Annotated in this window: 19 protein-coding genes; 5 read left to right on the forward strand and 14 right to left on the reverse strand. The window is 69.0% G+C overall.

From position 1 onward, the window contains the following. Position 1 precedes the first annotated feature (1 nt). Both J4H85_RS00540 and J4H85_RS00545 read right to left on the reverse strand, forming a co-directional pair. On the reverse strand, positions 2-886 hold the full coding sequence (locus tag J4H85_RS00540) for an ankyrin repeat domain-containing protein (RefSeq protein WP_208235881.1): 885 nt from the start codon (positions 884-886) through the stop codon (positions 2-4). Positions 887-966: 80 nt separating this feature from the next. Beyond that, positions 967-2,445, reverse strand: coding sequence for an amino acid permease (locus J4H85_RS00545; RefSeq protein ID WP_307863286.1), 1,479 nt, complete (start codon positions 2,443-2,445; stop codon positions 967-969). 187 nt (positions 2,446-2,632) lie between these two features. On the opposite strand from J4H85_RS00545, the gene J4H85_RS00550 reads away from it, so the two are divergent. After that, on the forward strand, positions 2,633-3,256 hold the full coding sequence (locus J4H85_RS00550) for a class I SAM-dependent methyltransferase (protein WP_208235885.1): 624 nt from the start codon (positions 2,633-2,635) through the stop codon (positions 3,254-3,256). Between the two features lie 9 nt (positions 3,257-3,265). On the opposite strand, the gene J4H85_RS00555 is transcribed toward J4H85_RS00550, so the two are convergent. From J4H85_RS00555 to J4H85_RS00575, 5 genes are all read right to left on the reverse strand, one after another. Beyond that, positions 3,266-3,682, reverse strand: coding sequence for an FxLYD domain-containing protein (locus J4H85_RS00555; protein ID WP_208235888.1), 417 nt, complete (start codon positions 3,680-3,682; stop codon positions 3,266-3,268). Beyond that, positions 3,679-9,615, reverse strand: coding sequence for a CLIPPER-2 domain-containing protein (locus J4H85_RS00560; RefSeq protein ID WP_208235891.1), 5,937 nt, complete (start codon positions 9,613-9,615; stop codon positions 3,679-3,681). Before J4H85_RS00560 ends, J4H85_RS00555 begins: the two co-directional genes overlap by 4 nt. A 352-nt stretch (positions 9,616-9,967) precedes the next feature. Then, a complete protein-coding gene (locus tag J4H85_RS00565; RefSeq protein WP_208235893.1) occupies positions 9,968-10,621 on the reverse strand; it encodes a hypothetical protein in 654 nt (217 codons plus the stop codon). Between the two features lie 101 nt (positions 10,622-10,722). After that, positions 10,723-11,328: a response regulator transcription factor gene (locus J4H85_RS00570; RefSeq protein ID WP_307863289.1), complete on the reverse strand. Its 606-nt coding sequence runs from the start codon at positions 11,326-11,328 to the stop codon at positions 10,723-10,725. Beyond that, complete coding sequence (locus tag J4H85_RS00575) at positions 11,325-12,524, reverse strand: sensor histidine kinase (RefSeq protein ID WP_208235895.1); 1,200 nt, start codon at positions 12,522-12,524, stop codon at positions 11,325-11,327. The genes J4H85_RS00570 and J4H85_RS00575 overlap by 4 nt, the downstream gene beginning before the upstream one ends. 194 nt (positions 12,525-12,718) lie before the next feature. Here J4H85_RS00575 and J4H85_RS00580 point away from each other — a divergent pair, with 194 nt between their 5' ends. From J4H85_RS00580 to J4H85_RS00595, 4 genes are all read left to right on the forward strand, one after another. Continuing rightward, positions 12,719-13,234: a hypothetical protein gene (locus J4H85_RS00580; RefSeq protein ID WP_208235897.1), complete on the forward strand. Its 516-nt coding sequence runs from the start codon at positions 12,719-12,721 to the stop codon at positions 13,232-13,234. A 22-nt stretch (positions 13,235-13,256) separates the two neighbouring features. Beyond that, positions 13,257-13,727 carry a tRNA (cytidine(34)-2'-O)-methyltransferase gene (locus J4H85_RS00585; protein ID WP_208235899.1) on the forward strand — a complete coding sequence of 157 codons (471 nt, stop codon included), beginning with the start codon at positions 13,257-13,259 and terminating at the stop codon, positions 13,725-13,727. Between the two features lie 105 nt (positions 13,728-13,832). Then, the gene (locus J4H85_RS00590) at positions 13,833-14,747 is read left to right on the forward strand and encodes an ATP-binding cassette domain-containing protein (protein ID WP_307863290.1); all 915 of its coding nucleotides are present in this window, start codon (positions 13,833-13,835) and stop codon (positions 14,745-14,747) included. Beyond that, entirely contained in the window at positions 14,744-15,565 is an 822-nt protein-coding gene (locus tag J4H85_RS00595) for an ABC transporter permease (RefSeq protein WP_208235901.1), read from the forward strand. Before J4H85_RS00590 ends, J4H85_RS00595 begins: the two co-directional genes overlap by 4 nt. 25 nt (positions 15,566-15,590) lie before the next feature. On the opposite strand, the gene J4H85_RS00600 is transcribed toward J4H85_RS00595, so the two are convergent. The 7 genes from J4H85_RS00600 to J4H85_RS00630 are packed head-to-tail and all read right to left on the reverse strand — an operon-like array spanning position 15,591 to position 23,570. After that, positions 15,591-16,604 (reverse strand): sugar phosphate isomerase/epimerase family protein, encoded by a 1,014-nt coding sequence (locus tag J4H85_RS00600; protein ID WP_208235903.1) that lies wholly within the window; start codon positions 16,602-16,604, stop codon positions 15,591-15,593. After that, positions 16,601-17,503, reverse strand: coding sequence for a sugar phosphate isomerase/epimerase family protein (locus tag J4H85_RS00605; RefSeq protein WP_243893290.1), 903 nt, complete (start codon positions 17,501-17,503; stop codon positions 16,601-16,603). The genes J4H85_RS00600 and J4H85_RS00605 overlap by 4 nt, the downstream gene beginning before the upstream one ends. A gap of 24 nt (positions 17,504-17,527) precedes the next feature. Further along, the gene (locus tag J4H85_RS00610) at positions 17,528-18,727 is read right to left on the reverse strand and encodes a substrate-binding domain-containing protein (RefSeq protein ID WP_208235904.1); all 1,200 of its coding nucleotides are present in this window, start codon (positions 18,725-18,727) and stop codon (positions 17,528-17,530) included. 19 nt (positions 18,728-18,746) lie between these two features. Continuing rightward, complete coding sequence (locus tag J4H85_RS00615) at positions 18,747-19,859, reverse strand: ABC transporter permease (RefSeq protein ID WP_208235905.1); 1,113 nt, start codon at positions 19,857-19,859, stop codon at positions 18,747-18,749. Next, positions 19,856-20,923: an ABC transporter permease gene (locus J4H85_RS00620; RefSeq protein WP_208235906.1), complete on the reverse strand. Its 1,068-nt coding sequence runs from the start codon at positions 20,921-20,923 to the stop codon at positions 19,856-19,858. The genes J4H85_RS00615 and J4H85_RS00620 overlap by 4 nt, the downstream gene beginning before the upstream one ends. Beyond that, the gene (locus J4H85_RS00625; protein ID WP_208235907.1) at positions 20,920-22,461 is read right to left on the reverse strand and encodes a sugar ABC transporter ATP-binding protein; all 1,542 of its coding nucleotides are present in this window, start codon (positions 22,459-22,461) and stop codon (positions 20,920-20,922) included. Before J4H85_RS00625 ends, J4H85_RS00620 begins: the two co-directional genes overlap by 4 nt. Beyond that, positions 22,458-23,570, reverse strand: coding sequence for a Gfo/Idh/MocA family protein (locus tag J4H85_RS00630; RefSeq protein WP_243893291.1), 1,113 nt, complete (start codon positions 23,568-23,570; stop codon positions 22,458-22,460). The genes J4H85_RS00625 and J4H85_RS00630 overlap by 4 nt, the downstream gene beginning before the upstream one ends. Between the last annotated feature and the right edge of the window lie 5 nt (positions 23,571-23,575).

Below are 23,575 nucleotides of genomic sequence, written 5' to 3' on the forward strand. Positions count from 1 at the left end.
TTCACCCGCCGAGCGCGCGCAGCACGGTCGCCGCCGCGACGTTTCCGCCGGACTCCGCGATCTCCAGCGCCGTCCGCCCGCTCGCGTCACGGGTGTCCACGGCGGCACCCGCTCGGAGCGCGAGTGCGAGCGCATCGGCGTCGCCCGAGGCCGCGGATGCGAGGAGGGCGGCCGACGGGTCCGCGGGTGCCGCGCGGCCGAGGGCCTCGAGGATTCTGATCTGCTGAGCGAAGCCCAGACTCCGCGCCATCTGCAGCGGCGTCTGCCCTTCGGTCACGGAGGGGGTGCTGAGACTCGCTCCCCCGGCGACGAGCACCCGGACTGCGGCGTGATAGGTCGGATCGTCGCGCCCGAAGATCACCGCTTCGTGGATCGCCTGATACCCGACGCGGTTGACGTGGTCCACATCGACTCCGGCTCGGATCAAGCTCCCCGCCACGTCCCAGTGCCCGCGCTCGGCGGCCCGGATCAGGCTCGTGCCGTTCCAGCTGTCGAGGTCGTCGACGTCCGCGCCGTGCTCGAGGGTCAGCCGCAGCAGGTCATCCCGACCCTCGCTCGCGGCGATGAGGAACGCGGACTGCTGCGTGCCGTCCTGCGCGTTCACGTCCGCGCCCCAGCCGATGAGCTGTTCGGCCGCGTCGAGATCGTTGCCCCACGCCGCCCAGCGCAACCGATCGTCGAGCTCGCCCTGGCTCAGCCCGGGGTTCTCAGCTGCGGCGTCGTCCGCTTGCGGAGCCTCGGGGTTCGCCTCAGGGTTCTCGGCAGGCACGTCCGCAGGTGCGGCGGAAGGAGCGGGAACATCGAGTTCCGGCGCGCACCCCACCAGCGCGAAGCAGACGATCGCGAGGCCAACTGCGGCACCCCGAGCACGATGACGTGGCGGCATGGAAGCCCTCCTCGAAGTCTCGGACGAACGCGTGTCGCTCGATCCTTCGACAGGCTAATTTCGGGACGACCCCGAACGCCTCAACCGTTCGATTGAATCTTCGCGTCCGGTCGCAGCGCGTCGCGCTTCGCCAGGTTGCGGCGCACGAAGGGCCAACACACGATGAGCACAACGGTGGCGATGAGGCTCGTCCACACCTGGGTGCGCCCGTCCTCGCTCGACAGCATGACGACGAGCACGCCGACGATCGCCGCGATGAGCAGAATGTTCAGCCACGGATGCAGCCACATCTTCAGCTGCAGGCCCGACACCTCTTCCGCCGACATCTTCTGCCGCAGGCGCATCTGCGTGAGCGCGATGAAGACGTAGACGAAGAGCGCCACCAGGCCGGCGGAGTTCATGATGAAGTCGAAGATGCCCGAGTCGGGTGCGGCGAAGTTCACGATCGTCGCGACGATCGCTCCGCTGGTGGACGCGACGAGCGCCCAGAGCGGCACCCCGTTCTTCGAGCGCTTCGCGACGAACTTCGGGGCGAAGCCCTGATCCGCGAGGGCGGCGAACATACGGGACGCCGAGTACAGACCCGAGTTCAGGACCGAGATGACGGCGGTGAAGATGATGAGCTGCATGACCACCGCAGCGCCGGGCAAACCGAGCAGCGAGAAGACGTACGTGAACGGTGCCGCGGCGACGTTCACCGGCTCCGGCAGCTCATCCCACGGCACCGCCATGACGATGATGAGCACCGCGCCGACGAAGAAGAGCAGAATGCGCCAGATCACCGTGCTCGTCGCCTGGCGGATCCCCTTCGCCGGATCCTCGGACTCGGCCGCGGCCATCACCGCGATCTCGGTGCCGAAGTACGAGAAGATCACAAGGGCGACGCCGGTGAACGCGATCCCGTAGCCGTTCGGTGCGAACCCGCCGTGCTCCCACAGGTTCGACACCGAAATCGTGGTGTTCGGCCAGAGTCCCAGCGCGAAGAGCAGGCCAGCTCCCAAGAAGACGACGATCGCGAGCACCTTGATGCTCGCGAGCCAGAACTCGACCTCGCCGAAGGTGCGCACCGAGATCGCGTTGGTGATGATGAAGATGAGGATCAGTACGAGCGACCACGTCCACGACGGCAGGAACGCGAACCACTCGTGCAGCGTCTCACCGCCGAGCACCGCTTCGTACGCGAGCACGCCCACCCAGAAGTACCAGTACAGCCAGCCAACGAGATACGCGGCCCAGTTGCCGAGCCCCACCCGCGCGTACTCCATGAACGAGCCGATCGTGGGTCGCGCGGCCGCCATCTCGCCGAGCATGCGCATCGCCAGGAAGACGAGGAGTCCGCCGATGAGGTACGAGAGGATCGCGGCGGGGCCGACCGTCCGGATCACGTTGCCCGATCCGACGAAGAGGCTCGCCCCGATGATGCCGCCCAAGGTGATCATCATCACGTGCCGCGAGCGCAGCTTGGTGTGGGACCCTGCCGTCTGCCCGGCGGAGGTCTGCGGCGAGACGGGGTGGTCGTACGCGGCGTTCGACTCGCGGTCTGAGGGTGTTTCGGGCACGGGGTGTTCCTCTCTCACGCGACCGCAGGGGCCGCACATAGTTCACCGCGCACACCTCTTCGGCGCGCGCGGCACCGGACCACTATAGACCGCTGTGCCCCGATTCGATAAAATCGCCCGCCCGCGATGCCTTGCACGCGCGCACGCCCGCGAGCCCGCCGAGCGGACCGGGTGGCAGAATCGGGGCATGATCCCGGAGACCGCGGCTTTCGCGTATACCCGTCGAGCTGGCGAGTACACACGACTGCTCGGCGCGATGGACGCCACTGCAGCCCTCGACCGCGCGCGGGTGTGCGCGTGGGCTGCAGAACTCGACGGCGTCGTACTCGATGTCGGCTGCGGCCCCGGCCACTGGACCGGCTGGCTCGATGGACTGCGAGACGCGGGGAGACTCCCCCGCGTCACGTCGGTGGCCGGCGTCGATCCCGCCGTCCCGTTCGTGGCGCACGCCGAGCGCCAGCACCCGCACCTCGGGTTCCACCACGCCGTCGCCGAACAACTGCCGTTCGCAGACGGGACGATCGGCGGGATCCTCGCGTGGTACTCGCTCATCCACACGGCGCCGGAGCGTCTCGACGACGCGCTCGCCGAGTTCGCGCGCGTCCTCACCTCCGACGGCGGCCTCTGCATCGGGTTCTTCACCGGACCTCGGATCGCGCAGTTCGAGCACGCGGTGACCCCGGCGATCACGTGGCCCGTCGAGGCGTTGGCCGACCGCGTCGAACGTGCCGGGTTCGCGGTGCTCAGCACCCGCACCCGGCACGATCCCGGCGCACGACCCCACGGGGACCTGGTCGCGCGCCTGCGGTGAACTCGGCGCTTACTCTGCGCTGAAGCGCTCCACGCGCAGGACGCACTCGAGGTCGGTCCCGTCGTACGGGATCTCGGTCGACCAGGTCTCCGAATCGGCGACTTCCGGCACGTCGACCTGTACCAGTCCGACCGTGTCTCCGGCGTCGAGCGCGGAGACGTAGATCCGGTACTCCTGAGGCGCTGCTTCGGGGTTGGTCACCGTTCCGGTGACGCGGAGTGCGCCGTCCTGCATGTCGCAGGAGGTGACCTCCGCATCATCGGACGCGCCGACGTAACCCTCGACGGATCCGGGTTGATCCTGCACCTCGATGACCTTCTCGGGTGCTTCGTCGACCGCGTCCGGCTGGTCGCCGCCGGTGCACCCGACGAGCGCCACTGCGGCGAGCAGCGCTGCCGGGGCGATCACCATCGACCTGAGGTTCACACCAGCTCCTTCCGGCGACGCACCGTCAGCACGACCCCCGCGCCGAGCAGGAGGAGCCCGGCGGCGGTCAGCAGGAGCAACGCATCCGGCGATCCACCGGTGTTCGCCAGCGCCTCGATATCCACCGTCACAGTGTCGGAGTCCGTGACCGGGGTACCGCCGGGGTCGGTTCCGGTGATGAGCGCCGTGTTCTCCACCGAACCGCGGTCCACGTCCGCCTGGGTGAGCGTGTACGACGCGGTCGCCGTCACCGTCTCACCGGGCGCCAGCACACCGGGTGCACCCGGCCAGGCGTAGGTGATCGCCGAGAGTCCTGGCAGACGGTCGCTGATGCGCACATCGGTGATCGTCACGTTGCCCGTGTTGGCGGCGGTGAACGCGTACTCGACGGTCGATCCGACCCGCGCGGGGCCCTGCGGGTCGGCCGACTTCTCCAGAACGATACCGGGCGCCGGGTCCAGCGGAATCTCGTGCTCCACCGGCGGCGTCACCACGTCGGGTCCGTCGGGCGGGGTGCCCTCGGCGGTCGCCGTGTTGACCACCGCCCCGGCGTCCACGTCGGCCTGCGTCAGCGTGTACGTCGCGCTCGCCGTCACCTGCTCGCCCGGGACGAGCACTCCCGCGGCTCCCGGCCACGAGTAGGTCAGATCCGAGAGGCCGGGCAGGGGATCCAGGATCACCACGTCGCTGAGCGTCACGTTTCCGGTGTTCTCGGCGGTGAAGGCGTACGTCACCGTTTCACCCGCGGCGGCCGCTCCATCGAGCGCTCCGGTCTTCGAGATCACCAGGTTCGGTGCGGCCGCAACCGGCTCCGTGTGCGTATCCGAATCCGTCACCGGGTCGCCGGTGGGCGGCACGCCCTCCGCCGTCGCGGTGTTCACGACGGTCCCCGCGTCGACATCGCTCTGCGTGAGCGTGTACGTCGCGGTCGCGGTCACCGAGTCGCCCGGCGCCAGCACCCCGGCATCTCCCGGCCAGGTGTAGACGAGATCGGACAGGCCCGGGAGGGGATCGGCGATCACCACGTCGTTCAGGGTCACGTTGCCGGTGTTCGTCGCGACGAACGAGTACTCGATGACCGATCCTGCAGCGTCGGCGCCGGTGAGCTCGCCGGACTTCACCAGCTGGATCGCCGGTCCTTGAACCAGGGGAACGGTTTCCGGATCCTCGTTATTCACGGGATCGCTCGACACAAACGGCGCATCCGGGTCGTCGGGGTTCACGACGGCGGGGGGCGTACCCGTCGCGGTGACGAGGTTCACGAGCGCACCCGCATCCACATCGGCTTGCGTCAACGTGTACGTCGCCGTTGCCGTGACGTCCTCGCCGGGAGCAAGCACACCCGTCTCGCCCGGCCACTCGCCGTACGTGATGTCCGACAGCCCGGGCAGGTCGTCGCCCAGACTCACACCCGACAGGGTGACGTTGCCCGTGTTGGTCACGAGGAACGTGTAGTCCACCAACTCACCGGCGGCCGACGTGCCCGCCAGAGCGCCTGTTTTCACAACGTCGATCGACGGGTTGAACGCGATCGGGGTGACCTCGCGGTCGTCATCCTCGGGGTTCGGGGGCTGCACCGGGTTCTCGGGATCCTCCGGGTTGTAGGTCTCGGGCGGCGTTCCCGTCGTGACGGCGGTGTTCGCGACCCATCCGGCATCGATATGCGCCTGCGTCAGTGTCAGCGTCGCCGTCGCGGTGACGTCCTCGCCAGGAGCGAGCACGCCGGCTTCGCCGGGCCAGGTGAAGACCAGGTCCGTGAGACCGTCCATCGGATCGATGATCGCGACATCCGTGAGCGTCACGTTGCCGGTGTTGGTCGCGGTGAAGGTGTAGTCGACCGTCGAACCGACCTCGGCGAACTCGCCCGCGGCGACGTTCAACGCACTCGACTTCATCAGCTCGATACCCGGCGTCGACGGCAACGGCGTCTCCTCCTCCGTCGGCGGCGAGACCACCGGATCCTGAGGCTCGGGGTTCTCCGGATCGTCCGGGTTCGTGACCGGCGGCGGAGTGCCCTCCGCGGTCGCCGTGTTGATGACGACCCCGGCGTCGACGTCGTCCTGCGTCAGCGTGTACGACGCGGTTGCCGTGACCTGCTCACCCGGAGCCAGGACACCGGTCTCCCCCGGCCACAGGTAGTCGAGCTCCGACAGGCCCGGAAGCGGGTCGACGATCACGACATCCGTGAGCGTCACGTTGCCCGTGTTCTCTGCGGAGAACGTGTACGTCACCGTCTCGCCGACAGTGGCCGCACCATCGAGATCGCTCGACTTCGTCACGACCAGCGACGGATCGGGATCGATGGGTTCCACGTGCCGGTCATCGTCCCGCACCGGATCCTGCGGAGTCGGGTTCTCCGGGTCCTCCGGATCGAACGCCGGCGGCGGCGTGCCCTCGGCCGTCGCCGTGTTGTCGACCCAACCGCGGTCGACATCGGCCTGGGTGAGGGTGTAGTCAGCAGTCACGCGAACCGAGTTCCCCGGCTCGAGCGTGCCGGCGACCGCCGCATCGCTCCCATCCCAGTCGAAGGTGTACTCCGCGTCGTCCCCGAGCATGGCGTCCGCGATGCTCAAGTCCGAGAGCGACGTGGTGCCGGTGTTCGCGAGGAGGAACTCGTAGGTGATCGTCTCACCGGCAGCGGTGAAGCGCTGTTCCCCCTGCACCTGCTTGGTGAGTGCGATCTGCGGGTTCCGCTCGATCACGACCGTTTCCGGATCCTCATCGGTCACCGGCGTCGCCGGCGTTCCGGGGCCGTCGGGATCGGTGGGATCCGCGACGTTCGGGGGCGTGCCGACGGTACCGCCGATGTTCACGACGGCTCCGGCGTCCACGTCGGCCTGCGTGAGCACGTACGTGCCGGTGAGGGTCACCGTCTCGCCCGGAGCGAGCACCCCCTCAGCGGTCGCGTTCGACCGGTCGAGCGTCACGTCGGTCAGACCGGGCAGGCCGTCGCTGATCGACACGTCGGTCAGCGAGACGTTGCCGGTGTTCGTGGCCACCAGCGTGTACTCGATGCTGTCGCCCGCGACGGGTCGCTCGTCTGCCGAGATCATCTGCCCCGATTTCTCGAGCGAGATCTCCGCATTCGCGACGATCGGGGTCACCACCGTGGAATCATCGGTGACCGGATCCTGAGGGGTCGGCGTCTCGGGGTCCTCCGGATTGAACACGGCAGGCGGCGTGCCCGCCGCCGTCGCGGTGTTCGCCACGAGGCCGCGATCGATGTGCGCCTGGGTCAGCGTGAGCGTTCCCGTCGCCGTCACGGTCTCACCGGGCGCGAGCGTACCCGTGCCGGTGGCCATCGACCAGTCGTATGTCAGGTCGGTGAGCCCGGCGAGCGGGTCCGTGATGACGACGTCAGAGAGGACGACGTTGCCGGTGTTGGTCGCGGTGAAACGGTAGTCGATCCTGTCGCCGACCTGAGCCGATGGTCCGGCGAGATTCAGGTCGCCGTCCTTGACGAGTTCGATCCGCGGGTCGTTGACGGTGTGCTCGGTCGTCGGGGGCTCGGGCACGATGGGGTCGCCGCCGCCCGGAGGCGTCGCGGTCCCCGTCGCCGTGTTGGTGAACGTCGCCGCCTGCGCGTCGGCATTGATCTGCACCGTGTAGGTGATGACGACCTGCTCACCCGCCGCGAGGTCGCCGGACCAGGTCGCGATGCCGTCCGCGAACGTGAGTCCGGGCACCTCGGAGCCGTCGATCGTAGCGATCGGTGCGGCGGTGAGCTCGGCGTGCTCGAGCACGTCGGAGAGGTCGTCCGCGACGGTGACGTCGGTGAGCGGTGTCGCTCCGGAGTTGTGACCGGTCACGGTGTAGGTGACCTCTGAGCCCGCGTTGACTCCCTCGCCGCTCGGCGGGTTCGCCGTCTTGGTGAGCGCAAAGCCGGGCTCGTTCACGGGGTTCGACACCTCGGGCTCAGGCGGGGTGATGGTGCCGCCGCCCGGGGGCGTGGCTGCACCGCTGACACTGTTCGCGAGCGTCGTCCCTGCGGCTTCGGCACCGACCGTGACCGAGAAGGTCAGGGTGAGCGTCTCGCCGGCGGCAAGGTCGCCGGTCCACGAGAGCACGTCATCGGCGAGCTCCGCAGCGGGATCCGCGGGCGACCCGTTGATCTCGGCGCGCACGCTCTCGGTATCGAGGGTGCTGTGCGCGAGCAGCTCGGCGAGGTCATCGGTGACGACGACGTCCGTCAGCGCAGTCTGACCGGTGTTGCTGGCGGTGATCGTGTAGTCCAGCTCGTCGCCGGCGTTGACGGCGGTGCCGCTGCCGGGTGAGACGGACTTCTCGAGCGCGAAGCCGGGCTCGTTCACCGGGTGCGTGGTGGTGACCTGCGGGGGATCGGTCGGCGGCGTGCCGCCGCCCGGAGGCGTGGCGGTCGCGTTCGCCGCGTTGGTGAGGGTGTCGCCCGCGGCATCGTCGTTCACGGTCACGGTGTACGTCACAGTGACCGCCTCACCGACGCCCAGGTTGCCGCCCCAGGTGAGCACGTTGCTCGACGCATCGAGTTCAGGAGCAGCGGCGGCAGTGGTCGTACCGTTGATATCGGTCACGCTCGCCGTGAACCCGTCCTCGGTGACGGCGGCGTACGCGAGCACATCGGTCAGGTCATCGGTGACCGTGACCTGCATCGGCACCTCACCGTCGTTCGTCGCGGTGACGGAGTAGGTGATCTGGTCTCCGGCGTCGACCGCGGAGCCCGAAGCGGGATCGGAGGTCTTCGTCAGCGTGAGCCCGCGCTCGAGAGCGGTGTTGGTGGCGGTGCAGATCATGCTCGACCCGCGAAGATTGTCCGGTTGCACGACCGACCAGGTGGGCCCGTCGCCGGCAGTGTTCACCGGCGCGTTGCTGTTCGCCGCATCGACGCAGTTCATCTGCGAGGTGTAATAGTCGAGATTCGCAGTTCCCGCAGCGGACTCGGTCAGCGTGAGCGTCTCACCGTTACCGGTGACGTAGGGGCCGGCGTTCGACGCCTGAACGCCCGGCGCGCCGCCGCTCGTCTGAGCCTGGCCGAGCTGGACGGGTCCCGATGCGCGACCGGGGGCCGTGACGGCGAGCCCGAACTGGTCGGACGGACCGAACCGGTCCGGCTGGATGTCTTTGACGAACTGCACCGTGTTCGGGTAGGCGCAGCTCGCGAGATCGGTGAAGCCGGACCCCGAATTCGGGTTCGGGTACTGCCCTTCAATGGCACCCGACACCAGGTCGATCTCGAAGAGCGTCGTGCTCGTGGAGACGTAGATGTTTCCGAAGTTGCCGAACGCGATACCGTTGCCCTCCGACCCTGCGGGCAGCTGGGCGATGGGCGCACCCAGCGGCAGGGAGACGTTGCCGGGAGCCGTCGGAACATCCGCCTGCACGGCGTACACGTTGCGGTTCGCGACGAGGATCAGCTGCCCATCCGCGGTGAAGGCGAAGTCGCCGTTCTGGTTGCCGATGCCCGGAATGCTGCCGACCTGGTACGCGGTCTGCGTCACGGGATTGTAGACGCCGAGGTAGGCGGGCGAACCGGCGCCGCCGTAGTAGTAGAGCCCGTCGACGGGGTTCACCGCACCGCGAATGATGGTGGCGGGAGCGTTCGGGTCTCCGAGGTTCTTCGTCTGGGTCTGCTCGGTCAGCCGATTGTGAATGGCGAGCTGCTTCGTCGAGCCCGCGGCACCCCCGTTGGCAACGGTGTAGAGCAATTGGCCGTCACCGGAGATGCCCAGCGCGTTGTTCTGCTGCGCGGACACGCTGAACTGGCTGGTCGGTGCGAAGGATCCGGCGACATCGAACTCGAGCACCTGCCCGCTCTGGTTCTGCGCGTAGATGCCGCTGCCGTCGCAGAACACCGGCGGGGCCGCTTGCGCGGGCGGCGCGGCTGCGGTGCCCCCGACTACGACGAGGCCACTCGCCACAACTGCGGCGGCGGCAAAGCCACCGATGAACTTCCTCACGGCACGGAGCCGTGCAGAACTCTTGAACATGCATCCCCATCACGAACTGGAGACGCACGGGCACCACCAGCTTCACTCACTGCGAAACGTGCCCATCAGTCCGATGGGCGCTTCCACAGTAGGGAGAGCGAACACCCGCCACGCCGCGAAACTGCGTCGCGAACGGTGACGTTATCAGATAGTTACGATAACCATAAGCATTGAATATTATTTGCGTAACGTTCCCTCTCAACCGCGTCATATCTCCCGTGTGCGCATGTCGTCAAAGGGGCATTTCTTCGAGCAGGAGATCTTGACGGTGAGCGCATCGCGCAGGGATCAGACCCGACCGGTCTTCGCGCGCTCGCGGCGATCAGGTGCCGCACATCGGACGCAGCTGCAGCGCTCCGAGCCCGTTCGTCGTCGGAATCCGGGTGCGCGCATCGCAGCTCGTCCCGAACGGCGCGACGAGCACGTGGTCACCGCGCGCCTGCATGCCCCCGTACTCCGCCTTCGTCAGAGGCGCGTTCGCGGGGAGCACGATGATCTCGCCGAGCGAGGTGATACTCAGTCCGAAGCCATGGGTATTGAAGCGTTCCGGTGCGGTCGCAGAGCCGCCGGTGACGGGCTTCTCCGGATCGAGCACGTCGACCATCATGCAGGCGAACACGTCCGAGTCCGAGGTCGCGCCGAACCCGCCGTGCTGCTCCCCCACCCACACGGTGATCTCGTCATCCCCATAGATCGGACGCACCTCCTGGTCGCACTCCATCGACAGCGCGTAGGCCGGGTGACTGAAGTCGTCCGCGTTCTGGACGGACGGCGGCAACATGGCCGGAAGGTCTCGTGTCAGCGGCGACGACGGCCCCGTGAGCACCACGGCGCCCACGGCGAACGCGATCGCGACGGCGATCGCCACCCCCATCGCGACGGCCGGAGCGATTGAGCGGCGGACGCCCGTCGTCTCGGGGGCCACCTCTTTCGGCACCGCTGCTTCGAGTGATCCGTACGCTTCGTGCTCGGTCATCGCGCCCCCTATCAACGATACGTGTCGATAATCAGACGATCAGTTCACTGGCCTCGGAGCAAGCATCGATTCGATCTCGGCCCGACCGACGGCCCGGACCGCTACAGCCAGTCCCGCTCCCGCGCCGTGCGCGCGGCCTCGTGCCGCGTCCGACTTCCCGTCTTCTGAATCGCGTTCGACAGGTAGTTCCGCACCGTCCCCTCGGCGAGGTGCAGCGTCGCCGCGATCTCGCTCACCGAATACCCGTCGACCGCGACCCGCAGCACATCGATCTCGCGCTCGGTGAGCGGGCAGTCGTCGATGAGCGCCTGCGCCGAGACGTTCGGATCGATGTACCGGCCACCGGCAGCCACATCGGTCACCGCCGAGGCGATGAGTTTCGGATCGGCGTCCTTGCCGACGAACCCGCGAACGCCGACCCGGAGCGCGCTCCGCAGGGTTCCCGGCCGCGCGTGCCGGGTGAGAATCACGACCGCGCGAGTCTGGTCGTCGGCGAGCAGCTTCGTGGCGACGTCGACGCCCGAGAGACCGGGCATCTCCAGATCGAGCACCGCGACATCAGGGCGCAGCTCCTCATAGCGCGCGAGCGCGTCGACCCCGTTGTCCGCCTCGGCCACGACCTCGATGTCCGCCTCGAGCGGCAACAGGGTGGCGAGCGCGGAGCGGATGAGACCCTCATCGTCTGCGAGGAGCACGGATACCGTCACAACGTTGCCTTTCGGGTGGACTCGTGAGAAGTGGACGCATCGGCGAAGGGATCAGGCGACTCGTCCCCGGCCGCCCCGACGGCCCGAACGATGAACCATCCGTCCGCGACGCTGGCCTCGAGGGTGCCGCCGCGATCGGCGATCCGCTCAGCCAGTCGCGCGAGTCCGCGCTGCGGGCGGAGCGTGTCGGGCACGCCGTCGTTCCGGATCTCGATCGACCGCGGCCTGACGCGCACCTCGACCCTCTCGGCGTGCGCGTGGCGCAGGATGTTCGTGGTCGCCTCGCGCAGCACGAGCGCCGCGTCGGCTTCCCAGTCGGCGTGCGCCGCATCGGCGCCGGTGACGGTCGCCGCGATGCCCGACGCCTCGAACAGACCGACGGCGCTGCCGGCCTCGTTCGCGAGCGAGAGCCGCTGTGTCGCATTGACGAGCTGCCGGCCCTGATCGATACTCTCGGCGATGAGGGACTGGATCGCCTCAAGCTCCTCGGCGGCGCGTGCCGGATCCGACTCTCGCACGCGCGCCGCCACCGCGGCTTTCAGCTTGATGACGTGCAGCGTGTGACCCTGAATATCGTGGAGGTCGGCGGCGATCCGGTTCCGCTGCCGCAGCAGCGACGCCTCTTGCTCCGCGTCTTTCGCGCGCGTCAGCGCGCGAATCAACCGGGTCTGCTCCCCGACGTCTCCGATCGACCACAACCACACCGCCGCGATCACCACCGATGTCAGGATCATCTGCATCGCGTACGGCCGATCCGAGAGCAGAGCGACGCACGACAGCCCCCCGATCGCACCGGTCGCGAAGATCATGAGCCGCTTGCGGAAGTGCGGTTGACTGGCGATCCAGATGCCGGCGACGGTGCCGGAGGCGATCGCGCCGAACGGGTTGTCCTGCAGGTACGACGCCGCCAGGAGCGTGACCACGGCCACGACCCCCGTCGCGATGAACAGGCCCCGAGCCGATCGACCGCGGATCCATCCGTCGAAGAGCACCGCGCTCAGCGCGAGCGACGGCAGCGCGATCAGCATGCCGACCACGCTGCGGCCCGCGAAGAAACTGGTGACCATCATCATTCCGAAGAGCACCAGGAATGAGACGCGGTGCCGGTGGATGAAGCTCTGCTCCGGATCCTCGACCTCGAGATCGTGCGGAGCGGCATCCGAGACGCGCGGGCCGATCTGCACCTGCTCAGCCATGACGTCCTCCCCGGATCCGCGGCCCGCGCGACCCGACGGCGCGAGACCCACACCCAGTGTGGCCGAACAGGTCGCATCGGTGCCAGTGACACCGTGTCACACGCACCGGTGACAGGCGGCACTGGGGCGGCCTCGGAGCACCGGGCAGTGTGGATGATGACACAGAGCAGGCAACCGGCAGAAAGGCTCGACCCATGATCTTCGACTTCCTCGGCGACTTCCTCACGAATCTCGCCCAGTTCACCCAGGGACTGGACGCGTGGCTCCAGGGCTTCTTCGTCGTCCTGCTCGGAGCGATCCCCTTCGTCGAGTCCTACGGCGGCACCTTCGTCGGAATCGTCGCCGGTGTGCCGCCGGTCCTCGCCGTCATCGCCGCGATCGTCGGCAACGCGATCTGCACGTTCGCCCTCATGTTCGCCGCACTGAAGACGCGCAGCGCCGTACTCAGTCGCCGTGGAGGCGGTGCCGACACCGAACCTCGGATGTCGAAGCGCCGCGCCAAGGTCGCGAAGGCGCTCGACCAGTACGGCGTGCCGGGCGTCTGCTTCCTCGGGCCCCTGCTCGTCGCCAGCCAGATCACCGCACCCACGCTCATCGCCGTCGGCGCCCGGCCCGGCAAGGTCTTCCTCTTCCAGGGGCTCGCGATCATCGCGTGGGGTGTGCTCTTCGCGCTCCTCGGCAACCTCCTCCTGACGAACGTCGCCGGCTGAGGACGTCGGGTAGGCTGCGAGGGTGACCCGGATCCTGTTCTTCGAGCCCCGAATCGCGGGCAACACCGGCAACACGATCCGGCTCGCCGCCGGCACGGGAGCCGAGCTCCACATCGTGAATCCGCTCTTCGACTTCGAGGACACGAAGTTGCGTCGGGCTGGGCTCGACTATCACGATCTCGCAGTCGTGCATCTGCACGACTCGTTCGAGGCCGCACTCGAAGCGCTGCTCCCCGCCCGCATCTTCGCCTACACGGCGCACACGGAGCGGTTCTACACCGATATCGCCTACCGCGACGACGACGTGCTCATGTTCGGGCCCGAGCCGACGGGGCTGCCCGACGAGGTCCTCTTCCACGAGTCGGTGACCGATCGACTGCGCATTCCGATGCTCGACGGTCGCCGTTCGATGAACCTCGCGAACTGCGCCGCGATCGCCACGTACGAAGCCTGGCGGCAGCAGGGGTTTCCGGGCGACGCGACCCTCGCGTGACGGACCCGAGGATTCTGCCGACGCACCACGGGTGATGCGTGCACCGACGCATGGTTCCTGACAAGATGGTGTGAACATGTATCAAGCCACATGCGGGAGGTCAACGTGACGACACCGATGACCGCCCCGCGCATCGAGGTCTCCGGTCTCACGAAGCACTTCGGACGGGTGCACGCGGTGAACGGCCTCACCTTCACCGCCGAACCCGGGCGGGTGACCGGCTTCCTCGGTCCGAACGGATCGGGCAAGACGACGACGCTCTCGATGCTGCTCGGCCTCGTCCGCCCCGATGCGGGCACCGCGACCGTCGGCGGTCGCCCGTACGCCGACCTCGAACAGCCCGCGATGGCGGTGGGGTCGCTGCTCTCCGCCGACTTCCATCCCGCGCACACCGCGACCGCGCACCTCGACATTGCGCGCCGCGCGATCGGCGTGCCCCGGCACCGCGTCGGCGAAACCCTCGAAATGGTCGGCCTGCGCGACTCGGCGCACCGCAAGACCGGCGGCTTCTCGCTCGGCATGCGTCAGCGCCTCGCCCTCGCGGCGGCGCTGCTGCCCGACCCGCAGGTCATCGTGCTCGACGAACCGATCAACGGTCTCGACCCCGAGGGCATCCGCTGGATCCGCCAGCTGCTCAGGCACCTCGCCAGCGAAGGGCGCACCGTGCTGCTGTCGTCTCACCTGCTCAGCGAGGTGCAGCAGACCGTCGACGACGTTGTCATCATCCGTCGCGGCGAGGCCGCGTACAGCGGACCCCTGACCGGCCTCCAGCCGAGCGAAGCCGACCGGGTCGTGCTCGTCTCGACCCCGAACAACCGCCGTCTCGCCCAGGCGCTCGAGCACGCCGGTCTCGAAGTGCACGGCGCGCGCGGCGATGTCATGCGGGTGACCGGGGGCGACCCCGAGACCGTCGGCAACCTCGCGTTCGACTCCGGGCTGCCGCTCTCGCACCTGAGCACGGAGGAAGCGGGACTCGAGGAGCGCTTCCTCGCACTCATCGGCGAGGGGGAATCCGCATGAGCCGGTACGGACGGAGCGTCTCCGCGGAGACCCGGAAGTTCACCGCGACGAAGACCTGGTGGATCCTGGGCATCGTGCTCGGTCTCTACGCCGGCATGATGACGGCGACGTTCGCGTTCCTGTTCGGCTCCATGGCCGATCAGCTCGGCGAGGCCGGCCCCGGTCTCGGCGTGCAGGAGACCGCCGATACGGTGTACTCCGCCATCGCGACCTACGGATACGTCGTGCCGTTCCTCGTCGGCGCGCTGTCGGCCACCGGCGAGCTGCGTCATCGCACCCTCGCGTTGGCGTTCATCGCCGAACCCTCCCGCTGGATCGTGCTGCTCGGCAAAGTGACGACGCTCATCGGCATGGGCGCGCTGCTGGGCATGATCGGGATCATCGGCGGCGTCGGGGCCGGAGCCACGACTCTCGCTGCGACCGGTGGCGACGCCGCACTCGGATCGAGTGACACCTGGGCGCTCCTCGCCCGCATCATCGCGGCCATGGCGATCTGGGCGGTCATCGGCTTCGGTGTGGGCGTGCTCGTGCGCAATCAGGCGCTCGCGATCGTGCTCGCCCTCGTCTTCACCCAGTTCCTCGAACCACTCCTGCGCGCCGCAGCGAGCTTCTGGGACTGGAGCGCCAACGTCGCTCGGTTCCTCCCCGGATCGGCGACGGACACCCTGGTCGGTGCCAGCACGATGACCCTCACCTCGGGATCGGACGGAGCGGTCGAACCGCTCTCGATGGGCGTCGGCGCGCTCGTCCTCATCGCCTACGCGGTGATCGCCGTGCTCGCCGGGTGGGCGCTGCGCTGGAATCGCGACCTCACGTAGGCACCGCGCCGACGTCTTCAGCCCCCTACTGGTTCGAGAACGCCGCGTCGAACGACGCGTCCGGCCGCTTCCAGAGGAGCGACCGGATCACGCCGACCGCCTCCGCCGCGCCGTGCAGGCGGTCCATGCCTGCGTCCTCCCACTCGATAGAGATGGGCCCGGTGTATCCGATCGCACCGAGCGCCCGGAAGGCGTCCTCCCAGTGGGTGTCTCCGTGACCGGTGGAGACGAAGTCCCACCCGCGTCGCGGGTCGCCCCACGGCAGATGCGAGCCGAGGATCCCTGAGCGTCCGGTGGGTGGGCGCAGCCGCGTGTCCTTGCAGTCGACGTGGAAGATGCGGTCGGCGAAGTCGCTGATGAAGCCGATCGGGTCGACGCCCTGCCAGACGAGGTGGCTCGGATCCCAGTTGAGTCCGAACGCCGACCGGTGGTCGATCGCGTCGAGTGCGCGCACCGTCGTCCAGTAGTCGTACGCGATCTCGGACGGGTGCACCTCGTGCGCGAAGCGGACGCCCTCGCCGTCGAAGACATCGAGGATCGGGTTCCATCGACGGGCGAAGTCGGCGTATCCGTCATCGATGACGCTCTGCGGCACCGGTGGGAACATCGCCACGTAGGGCCAGATCCGCGATCCGGTGAAGCCGACGACGGTGTCGACGCCGAGCTTGCGGGCGACCCGCGCCGCGCGCTTCATGTCGTCCGCCGCGCGCTGCCGCACCCCCTCGCCGTCGCCGTCGCCCCAGACGTACGGACGCACGATCGCCCGGTGACGGAAATCGATCGGATCGTCGCACACCGCCTGTCCCGCGAGGTGGTTCGAGATCGCCCAGACGCCGAGCCCGTGCCGGTCGAGGATCTCGAGACGCGACCGCAGGTACGCGTCATCAGTGTCGGCGCGTTCGAGGTCGAGGTGATCCCCCGAGGCGGCGATCTCGAGCCCGTCGTACCCCCACTCCGCGGCGAGACGGGCCACCTCCTCGAAGGACAGGTCGGCCCACTGTCCGGTGAACAGGGTGACGGGGTGCGCAGCGGTGGTCATCTGGCCTGGCTCCTTTGCTCGTGCAGATCGTTCAGGAACGCCGCGCTCTGCCGCGCGAGTGCGTCCGGGCTCTCGGCGAGCGGGCGCCAGATGGAGGCGGCCGTCGCGATGGTGTCATTGTCGGCCGTGAAGCTCTCGAGCGTCAACGGACCGCGGTAGTCGATGTCGTCGAGCGCGTCGAGCAGCGCGTTCCAATCGGTGTGGTCCCCGCCCACCGGTCCGCGATCGTTGCCGCAGACCTGCACCACGGCGCAGTGGCGTCCGGCGGCGCGCACCGCGGCGGCCGGATCGCGCTCTTCGATGTTCAGGTGGTAGGTGTCGAGTGCGAGCGCCACCCCGGTGCCGTCGCCCAGCAACGGGTCGAGCACGTCGAGCGCCTGGTCGACCGTGTTGATCAGGCTCGTCTCGTACCGGTTCAGCGGCTCGATGGCGAGGGTGACCGCGCGCTCGGCCGCGTACGCGGCCACCGGCGCGATGGCGAGCCGCAGATCCCGGATCGCGGCGACCCGCTCCCCCGCATCCATGCGCCACACGCGCCCGGTACGGGCGGTGAACGGTCCGGCGACGGTCGGCGAGCCGAGCGTCACGGCGACGTCCACGCAGTGGCGCAGATAGTCCTGCGTCGCCGCACGGCTCGAGTCGTCGAGCAGATCGCGTCCGGCACCCATGGCGCCGACGATCCGGGCTTCCATGTCGTGCTCGGCCAGGTTCCCGGCGGCAGCCTCGGGCGACCAGTCCCCCGGCTGCTCGATCGGGAGTTCGAGCATCGCGTACCCGAACTCCCGTGCGAGCGGGGCGAGGGCGGAGAGCCGCACGTCGGTCACCGGGGACGCCCACACCCAGGTGTTGACGCCCAGTGCACGTCGCACGTGCGCGCTCTCCGCGCTCGCCGGTCCCATCGGTTCCTCCGCTCCCCAGACCCCTTACGGGATCTGGCGATCCTGCCAGATCTGCGGGTAGCCGGGCAGGTCTTCCCCGCCGAACTTGGCGTAGTGACCGTCGGGCATGCCGTCGTTCCGCTCCAGGAAGTCGGCGCGCTCGTCCTCGGTGATCGGGGACTGCGGCAGCACCCACTCCTCGGGCACCTCTTCGCCGGCGAAGATCTTCTCCGCGGCGAGCAGGGGCGTGCGCCACTGGAAGTTCGAGTAGACCGGCGCGAGCGCCGTCATCCCGGTGTCTTCCCACTTGCGCAGGAAGCTGAGCTCGTCCTCACCGGTCATGACCGGGTAGTCGGCGCCCGCCTCCTCGAAGGCCTCGATCGCTGCGACGGCTCCGTCGCCCGCATCCATCCAGACGCCCTGCACGTCGCCCGTCGCGAGCTCGTCCGAGATCACCTTCTTGATCTCGGCGGGGTCGCCCTCCGTGAAGTAGTCGACGGCCTCGATGCCGGCTTCGTCGAACAGCTTCTCGGCGGCGGCCCACCGCTGCTCGAGCACGTCCACGCCGGGCAGGATCCGCAGCGCCACGACCTTGTCGCCCTCCTCCAGGTTGTCGATGAGGAACTCGGCGGTGTCGATGCCCCACGCGAATCCACCGATGGGGTGGATGAACGTGACCGCGCAGTCGGTCTGCACGCCGCGGTCGAAGACGATGACGGGCTTGCCGGTCTCGCAGGCGCGCTCGACGGCCGGCGTCATGGCCGCCGTGCTGTTCGGCGAGATGATGAAGCCGTCGCAATTGCCCTCGGCGATGAAGTAGTCGATGTCGGCGATCTGCGTGTCGTCGTTATCCTGCGCGTCGCGCGTCTCCATCTCCGAGATCACCCCGGAATCCTGGAGCGCTTTCAGCTGCTCGTTCATCGTGATCCACCCGGTCTGCCGCCACGGGTTCGAGATCGACGCGTTGGCGAAGCAGAGCTTCTGCGCACCGTCGACCTGGTACTCCGAGGTGTCGGCCATCACGGGTTCGATGGCCTGCAGGTACGGCTGGTCGGCCGGACCCTCGGGCTCGATGCCGCGCTCCTGGTCCTGCTTGTCGTAGAGTTCCTGGTCGAACCATTCCGCATCCGCGGTCTCCCCGGTCTCCTGGGGCGCCTCCACCGACGGATCGGTGGTGCAGCCGGCCAAGAGGATCAGCGATGCCGCACCGACGAGGCCGACGGTGGCCTTCAGCGATCGTTTCATGATCGGTTTCTCCTTCGTGTCATCCCCGCACGGCACCGCTGCCGGCATCGGGGTGGGGCGACGGGATAGCTCCCGCCGGGTCTGCGAGCGCCTCGTCCGGCGCGCTGGGCGCCGACTGCTCGGGCAGCGTCGGCCGGCGGCGCTTGGCCGCGAAGACCACGCCGGAATAGGCGACGGCGATGATGATGATGGCGCCCTGGATCGCGTCGCGCATCGTCGAGGGCACCGATGTGAAGTTCAGCAGCATGAAGAGCGACTCGAGCGCGAAGGCGCCCGCGAGTGCTCCGAGCACGGTGCCGCGGCCGCCGCCGAGCATGACGCCGCCGAGCACGACCGCCGTGATGGCGATGAACTCGTAGCCCTGCCCGACCGAGGGGTGCACGCCGGCGTAGCCGACGAGCAGGATGCCGGTGACCGTCGCCGACAGCGACGAGATGACGAACGCCAACGTCTTCGTGCGCCAGACGGGTGCCCCGGCGTACGCCGTCGCTGCGGCGTTGTCGCCGATCGCGATGAGGGTGCGGCCGAACGGACGGTACGAGATCCAGACCGCGAACACCGTGACGGCGGCGAGGATCAGCACGGCCCACGGCAGCGTGCCCACGATCGGCAGGTCCGTGATGCCGCTCCGGCCGATCTGCCGCACCGACTCGGCCGGGTTGCCCGTCGCGGCGCCGCCCGTCCACCAGAGGACCCCGCCGTAGATGGCGAGCATGGTGCCGAGCGTCACGATGAACGACGGCACTTTCAGCAGGGTCGTGACGAGCCCGTTCACGAGACCGACGATCACGCCGGCGACCACCATGATGATGAGGGTCGGGATCACCTTGGCGTCGTCCTGCCCGATGAGGGTGCCCGCCATCACGACCTGCGCCGTGACGAGCGAGCCCATCGAGAGGTCGAACTCGCCGCTCACGATGACGAAGAACTGGCCGATCGCGACGATCGCGATCGGGGCGACGCGCTGGATGAAACGGACGAACTGACTCGGATCGGCGAAGCTCGGGTTGAGCGCCGTGATCGCGATGAGCAGTGCCACGAGCAGCAGCACGACGGCCCACCGCGGACTGATCGCCGCGCGGGCGAATGCGGCGACGCGGTGCTCGCCCGCGGGTGCGGCGGTGCGGGTCATCGGGATCCCCCCTCGCTCGTGATCGATACGGTCTGCGGTCCGCTCGGCGCGGCCCCGGATCCCGTCGGGGACCCCCGCCCGCCCGGAAAACGGATGTGCTTCGTGATGATGCGGCGCCGCGCGTAGACCGCGACGGCGACGATGATGACGAGGCCGCGCACCACGTCCTTCAGGAACGGGTTCACCTGCAGCACGCTCATCACGTTGTCGAGGACCGCGAAGATCGCGACACCGCCGATGGTGCCCCAGATCGATCCGCGTCCGCCCATGAGCAACGTGCCGCCGAGCACGACCGCCGCGATCGAGAGCAGGTCGTAGCCGCCCTGCGGGCCGACGGTCGGACTGCCGACGCCGAGACGGCTCGCGAGGAGCAGTCCGGCGATCCCGGCGAAGACCGAGCTGCCGATGTGGGCGCCGATGAGCGGCAGCCGGGTGCGGACGCCCGAGAGCCGCGCGACCTCGCTGTTGCCGCCGACGGCGAACAGGTGGTGCCCGAAGCGGGTGCGGCTCAACAGCAGCGCCACGAGGGCGGCGAGCACGAGCATCGTGATCGTCGAGATCGGGACCGGGCCGATGCCGGTGGCGCCGAAGAGCTGGAACTCGCGCGGCACGGTGCCCGCGGTCCCCTGATAGGTGGTGTCGAGGTACCCCTTCAAGATCAGCCCGACGCCCAGCGTCGCGACGAACCCGTGCACGCGGAGCACCGTGACGATCAAGCCGTTCGCGAGCCCGATCAGCGCGCAGACCCCGAGGGTCAGCAGGACCGCGGGCACGATCATGGCGGGCGACCCGTTCATCGTCGTCGCCGCCACCAGACTCGAGAGACTGACGACGTACGGCACCGACAGGTCGAGCGACGCCCCGAGGATCACGAGCGTCTGCCCGATCGCGACGAGCCCGAGCACGCTCATGCCGGTGAGGATGTCGCGGATGCTGCCGGGGCTCAGCAGGTTCCGGCCGACGGTGGCGACGAGGATCGCGCTGACGATGAGCACGACGACGAGGGCGAGATAGACGATCGCGACGGTGTCGAGTCGCCGCGGAGTCGCGGTGCGGGCGGTCATGCGGATGCCTCCTCGGCTCCGGTGCCGAGCGCGACGACGTCGGCCTCGGACGCGGTGGGCGGAAGTTCGCCGGCGACGGTGCCGTCTCGGAGCACGACGATGCGGTCGGACATGCCGAGCACCTCCGGGAGTTCGCTCGAGACGAGCACGATGGCGACGCCGCTGCGCGCGAGCTGCCGCACCAGCTGGTAGACGGCGACCTTCGCGCCCACGTCGATGCCACGGGTCGGCTCGTCGAGCAGCACGATCCGCGGCTCGGTCGCGAGCCACTTCGCGAGCACCACCTTCTGCTGATTGCCGCCGGAGAGCGCGCGCACCTCCTGCCGGTTGCTGCGGCTCACCACCTCGAGCGACGACAGCACCCCGTCCATCCGGGCTCTCGCGGCGCGGGTACGACCGGGAAAGGCGCTGCGGATCGCGAGGAGAGCGTTGTCGAGGATCGACTGACCGAGCGCCAGCCCGGTGCCCTTCCGGTCCTCCGTGATGAGCGCGATCCCTTCTTTCACGGCCTGCCGCGGGCCGCGGATCGCGAGCCGACGTTCGTCGATGCGCACCTCGCCGCGGGTGAACGGTGCCGAACCGAACACCGCCTCGACGAGTTCCGTGCGTCCGGATCCCTGCAGGCCCGCGATGCCGACGATCTCGCCGGCGCCGACGAGCAGGTCGATGCCGTCGAGCTGCTCGTTGCCTCCGCCCCGGATCTCGAGGCGCGGGGCACCGATCTCGGTTCCGGGTTCCGGATCGGGGAAGAACGTGCTGATCGGGCGTCCGACCATCTCGCGGACGAGCCCCAGGTGATCGAGACGCGACGCGGGACCGGTCGAGACGAGGTCGCCGTCCTTCATGACCGTGATGTCGTCGCAGAGATCGAAGATCTCCTTCAACCGGTGCGACACGTAGAGGATCGCGACACCCCGCGCCTGCAACCGCTCGATGACGCCGTACAGAATGCCGACCTCGTGCTCCGCGAGCGCCGCCGTCGGCTCATCCATGGAGATGACCCTCGCATCGACGGAGAGCGCCTTCACGATCTCGACGAGCTGCTGCTCGGCGACCGTCAGCCCCCCGACGCGTCGGCCGGGGTCGATGCCCGAGATGCCGAGCTGCAGGAAGAGCTCCGCGGTGTCGCGCCGCATGCGTGCGGCGTCGACGAGTCCGCGCTTGCGCGGCTCGCGGCCCAGGTAGACGTTCTGGGCGACGGTGCGGTCCGGGAGCAGGTTGAACTCCTGGAAGACGGTGGCGACGCCGGAGGCCGCGGCCTCGACCGGATGCCCGAAGTCGACGAGCTGGCCGTCGAGCCGCAGCTCCCCGCCATCGCGACGGTACTCGCCCGCGATGATCTTCATGAGCGTCGACTTGCCCGCCCCGTTCTCGCCGACGAGCCCGTGCACACGCCCCGGGTGCAGCTCGATGGAGAGCCCGTGCAGCACCTCGACACCGTAGAACTGCTTGCGAATGCCGGTGGCGGTGAGGATCGGGGCTCCCGCGGTCGCGCTGCCGGTTCCGTGCCAGGTGGCGGTGACGTCTGCGGCGCTCATGACTGCGGCACCTCCACCCAGGTCCCGGCCTCGGCCGCGGCGAGCACGGCCTCCGTCACGACGGCGGCCCGCACCCCGTCGGCGAATGTCGGGACACCGTCGGGAGCACCGCCCTCGGAACCGTCGCCGCGCATCAGTGCGTAGCTGTCGGCGACGAAGGCGTTGAACGCATCCTGGTACCCCTGCGGGTGCCCGGCCGGCACCCGGCACAGACGCGCGGCGTCGGGCGACAGCGCGTCCGCTTCGCGGTCGATCAGCGTACTTCCCTGACGACGCCCCACCCACAACTGCTCCGGACGCTCCTGCGCGAAGCGGACGCTCTCGCGATCCCCCGACACCTCGATGACCAGCGCGTTCTTCCGGCCCGGAGCCACCTGCGACACGAGCAGCGACCCGATCGCGCCGCCCGCGAACTCCACGGCGACGGCGACGGTGTCCTCGGTCGTCACGGGAGTGCTGCCCCGCTCCGGATGCACCGTGCGCGTCGTCGCGGCGAGTCGAGTGATGCGATCCCCCGTCACGAACTCGATGAGATCGACGAGGTGCGATCCGATGTCCGCGAACGCGCGCGACGGACCGCCGCTCCCGGCGTCGACGCGCCAGTTGACGTCATCGGCATCGAGCAGCCAGTCCTGCAGGTAGCTCCCGTCCACGGTGAGGATCGTCCCGGCCTCGCCGGCGCGAATGCGAGCGCGGGCCTCGCGCACCAGCGGATGGTACCGGTAGACGAACGGGACCGTCCCGATGAGACCCGCCGCGCGCGCCGCGTCCGCCAGTTCGCGCGCCTCGGCGGCGCTCGTGGCCAACGGCTTCTCGCAGATGACGTGCGAACCGGCTGCCAGCGCAGACCGGGTGAACGTCGCATGCGTTTCGTTCGGCGTGCACACGTGCACGACATCGAATCCCGCTCCGGCGAGATCGTCCGCCTGCAGGCCGCGCCCGAAGCCGAGTTCGCCGCGAATGCGTTCGGTCGACTCGGACGAGGATGCGGCGATCGCGCTGAGTTCGGCGCCCGCGAGTCGGGCGGCCTGTGAGTGGGTGCGGGCCATGAACCCGCCTCCCAGCATGCCGGCGCGAAGCGGCGACGACGTCAGTGTCGATGTGACCATGCACT

Origin of the sequence: Leucobacter tardus (assembly GCF_017583045.1) — a bacterium.
Classification (GTDB): domain Bacteria; phylum Actinomycetota; class Actinomycetes; order Actinomycetales; family Microbacteriaceae; genus Leucobacter; species Leucobacter tardus.

Excerpts from the sequence above, each read along its gene's own strand:
- J4H85_RS00540 (WP_208235881.1), bottom strand. The coding sequence starts at position 886 with ATGCCGCCACGTCATCGTGCTCGGGGTGCCGCAGTTGGCCTCGCGATC.
- J4H85_RS00550 (WP_208235885.1), top strand. The coding sequence starts at position 2,633 with ATGATCCCGGAGACCGCGGCTTTCGCGTATACCCGTCGAGCTGGCGAG.
- J4H85_RS00565 (WP_208235893.1), bottom strand. The coding sequence starts at position 10,621 with ATGACCGAGCACGAAGCGTACGGATCACTCGAAGCAGCGGTGCCGAAA.
- J4H85_RS00575 (WP_208235895.1), bottom strand. The coding sequence starts at position 12,524 with ATGGCTGAGCAGGTGCAGATCGGCCCGCGCGTCTCGGATGCCGCTCCG.
- J4H85_RS00580 (WP_208235897.1), top strand. The coding sequence starts at position 12,719 with ATGATCTTCGACTTCCTCGGCGACTTCCTCACGAATCTCGCCCAGTTC.
- J4H85_RS00595 (WP_208235901.1), top strand. The coding sequence starts at position 14,744 with ATGAGCCGGTACGGACGGAGCGTCTCCGCGGAGACCCGGAAGTTCACC.
- J4H85_RS00600 (WP_208235903.1), bottom strand. The coding sequence starts at position 16,604 with ATGACCACCGCTGCGCACCCCGTCACCCTGTTCACCGGACAGTGGGCC.
- J4H85_RS00605 (WP_243893290.1), bottom strand. The coding sequence starts at position 17,503 with ATGGGACCGGCGAGCGCGGAGAGCGCGCACGTGCGACGTGCACTGGGC.
- J4H85_RS00610 (WP_208235904.1), bottom strand. The coding sequence starts at position 18,727 with ATGAAACGATCGCTGAAGGCCACCGTCGGCCTCGTCGGTGCGGCATCG.
- J4H85_RS00615 (WP_208235905.1), bottom strand. The coding sequence starts at position 19,859 with ATGACCCGCACCGCCGCACCCGCGGGCGAGCACCGCGTCGCCGCATTC.
- J4H85_RS00620 (WP_208235906.1), bottom strand. The coding sequence starts at position 20,923 with ATGACCGCCCGCACCGCGACTCCGCGGCGACTCGACACCGTCGCGATC.
- J4H85_RS00625 (WP_208235907.1), bottom strand. The coding sequence starts at position 22,461 with ATGAGCGCCGCAGACGTCACCGCCACCTGGCACGGAACCGGCAGCGCG.
- J4H85_RS00630 (WP_243893291.1), bottom strand. The coding sequence starts at position 23,570 with ATGGTCACATCGACACTGACGTCGTCGCCGCTTCGCGCCGGCATGCTG.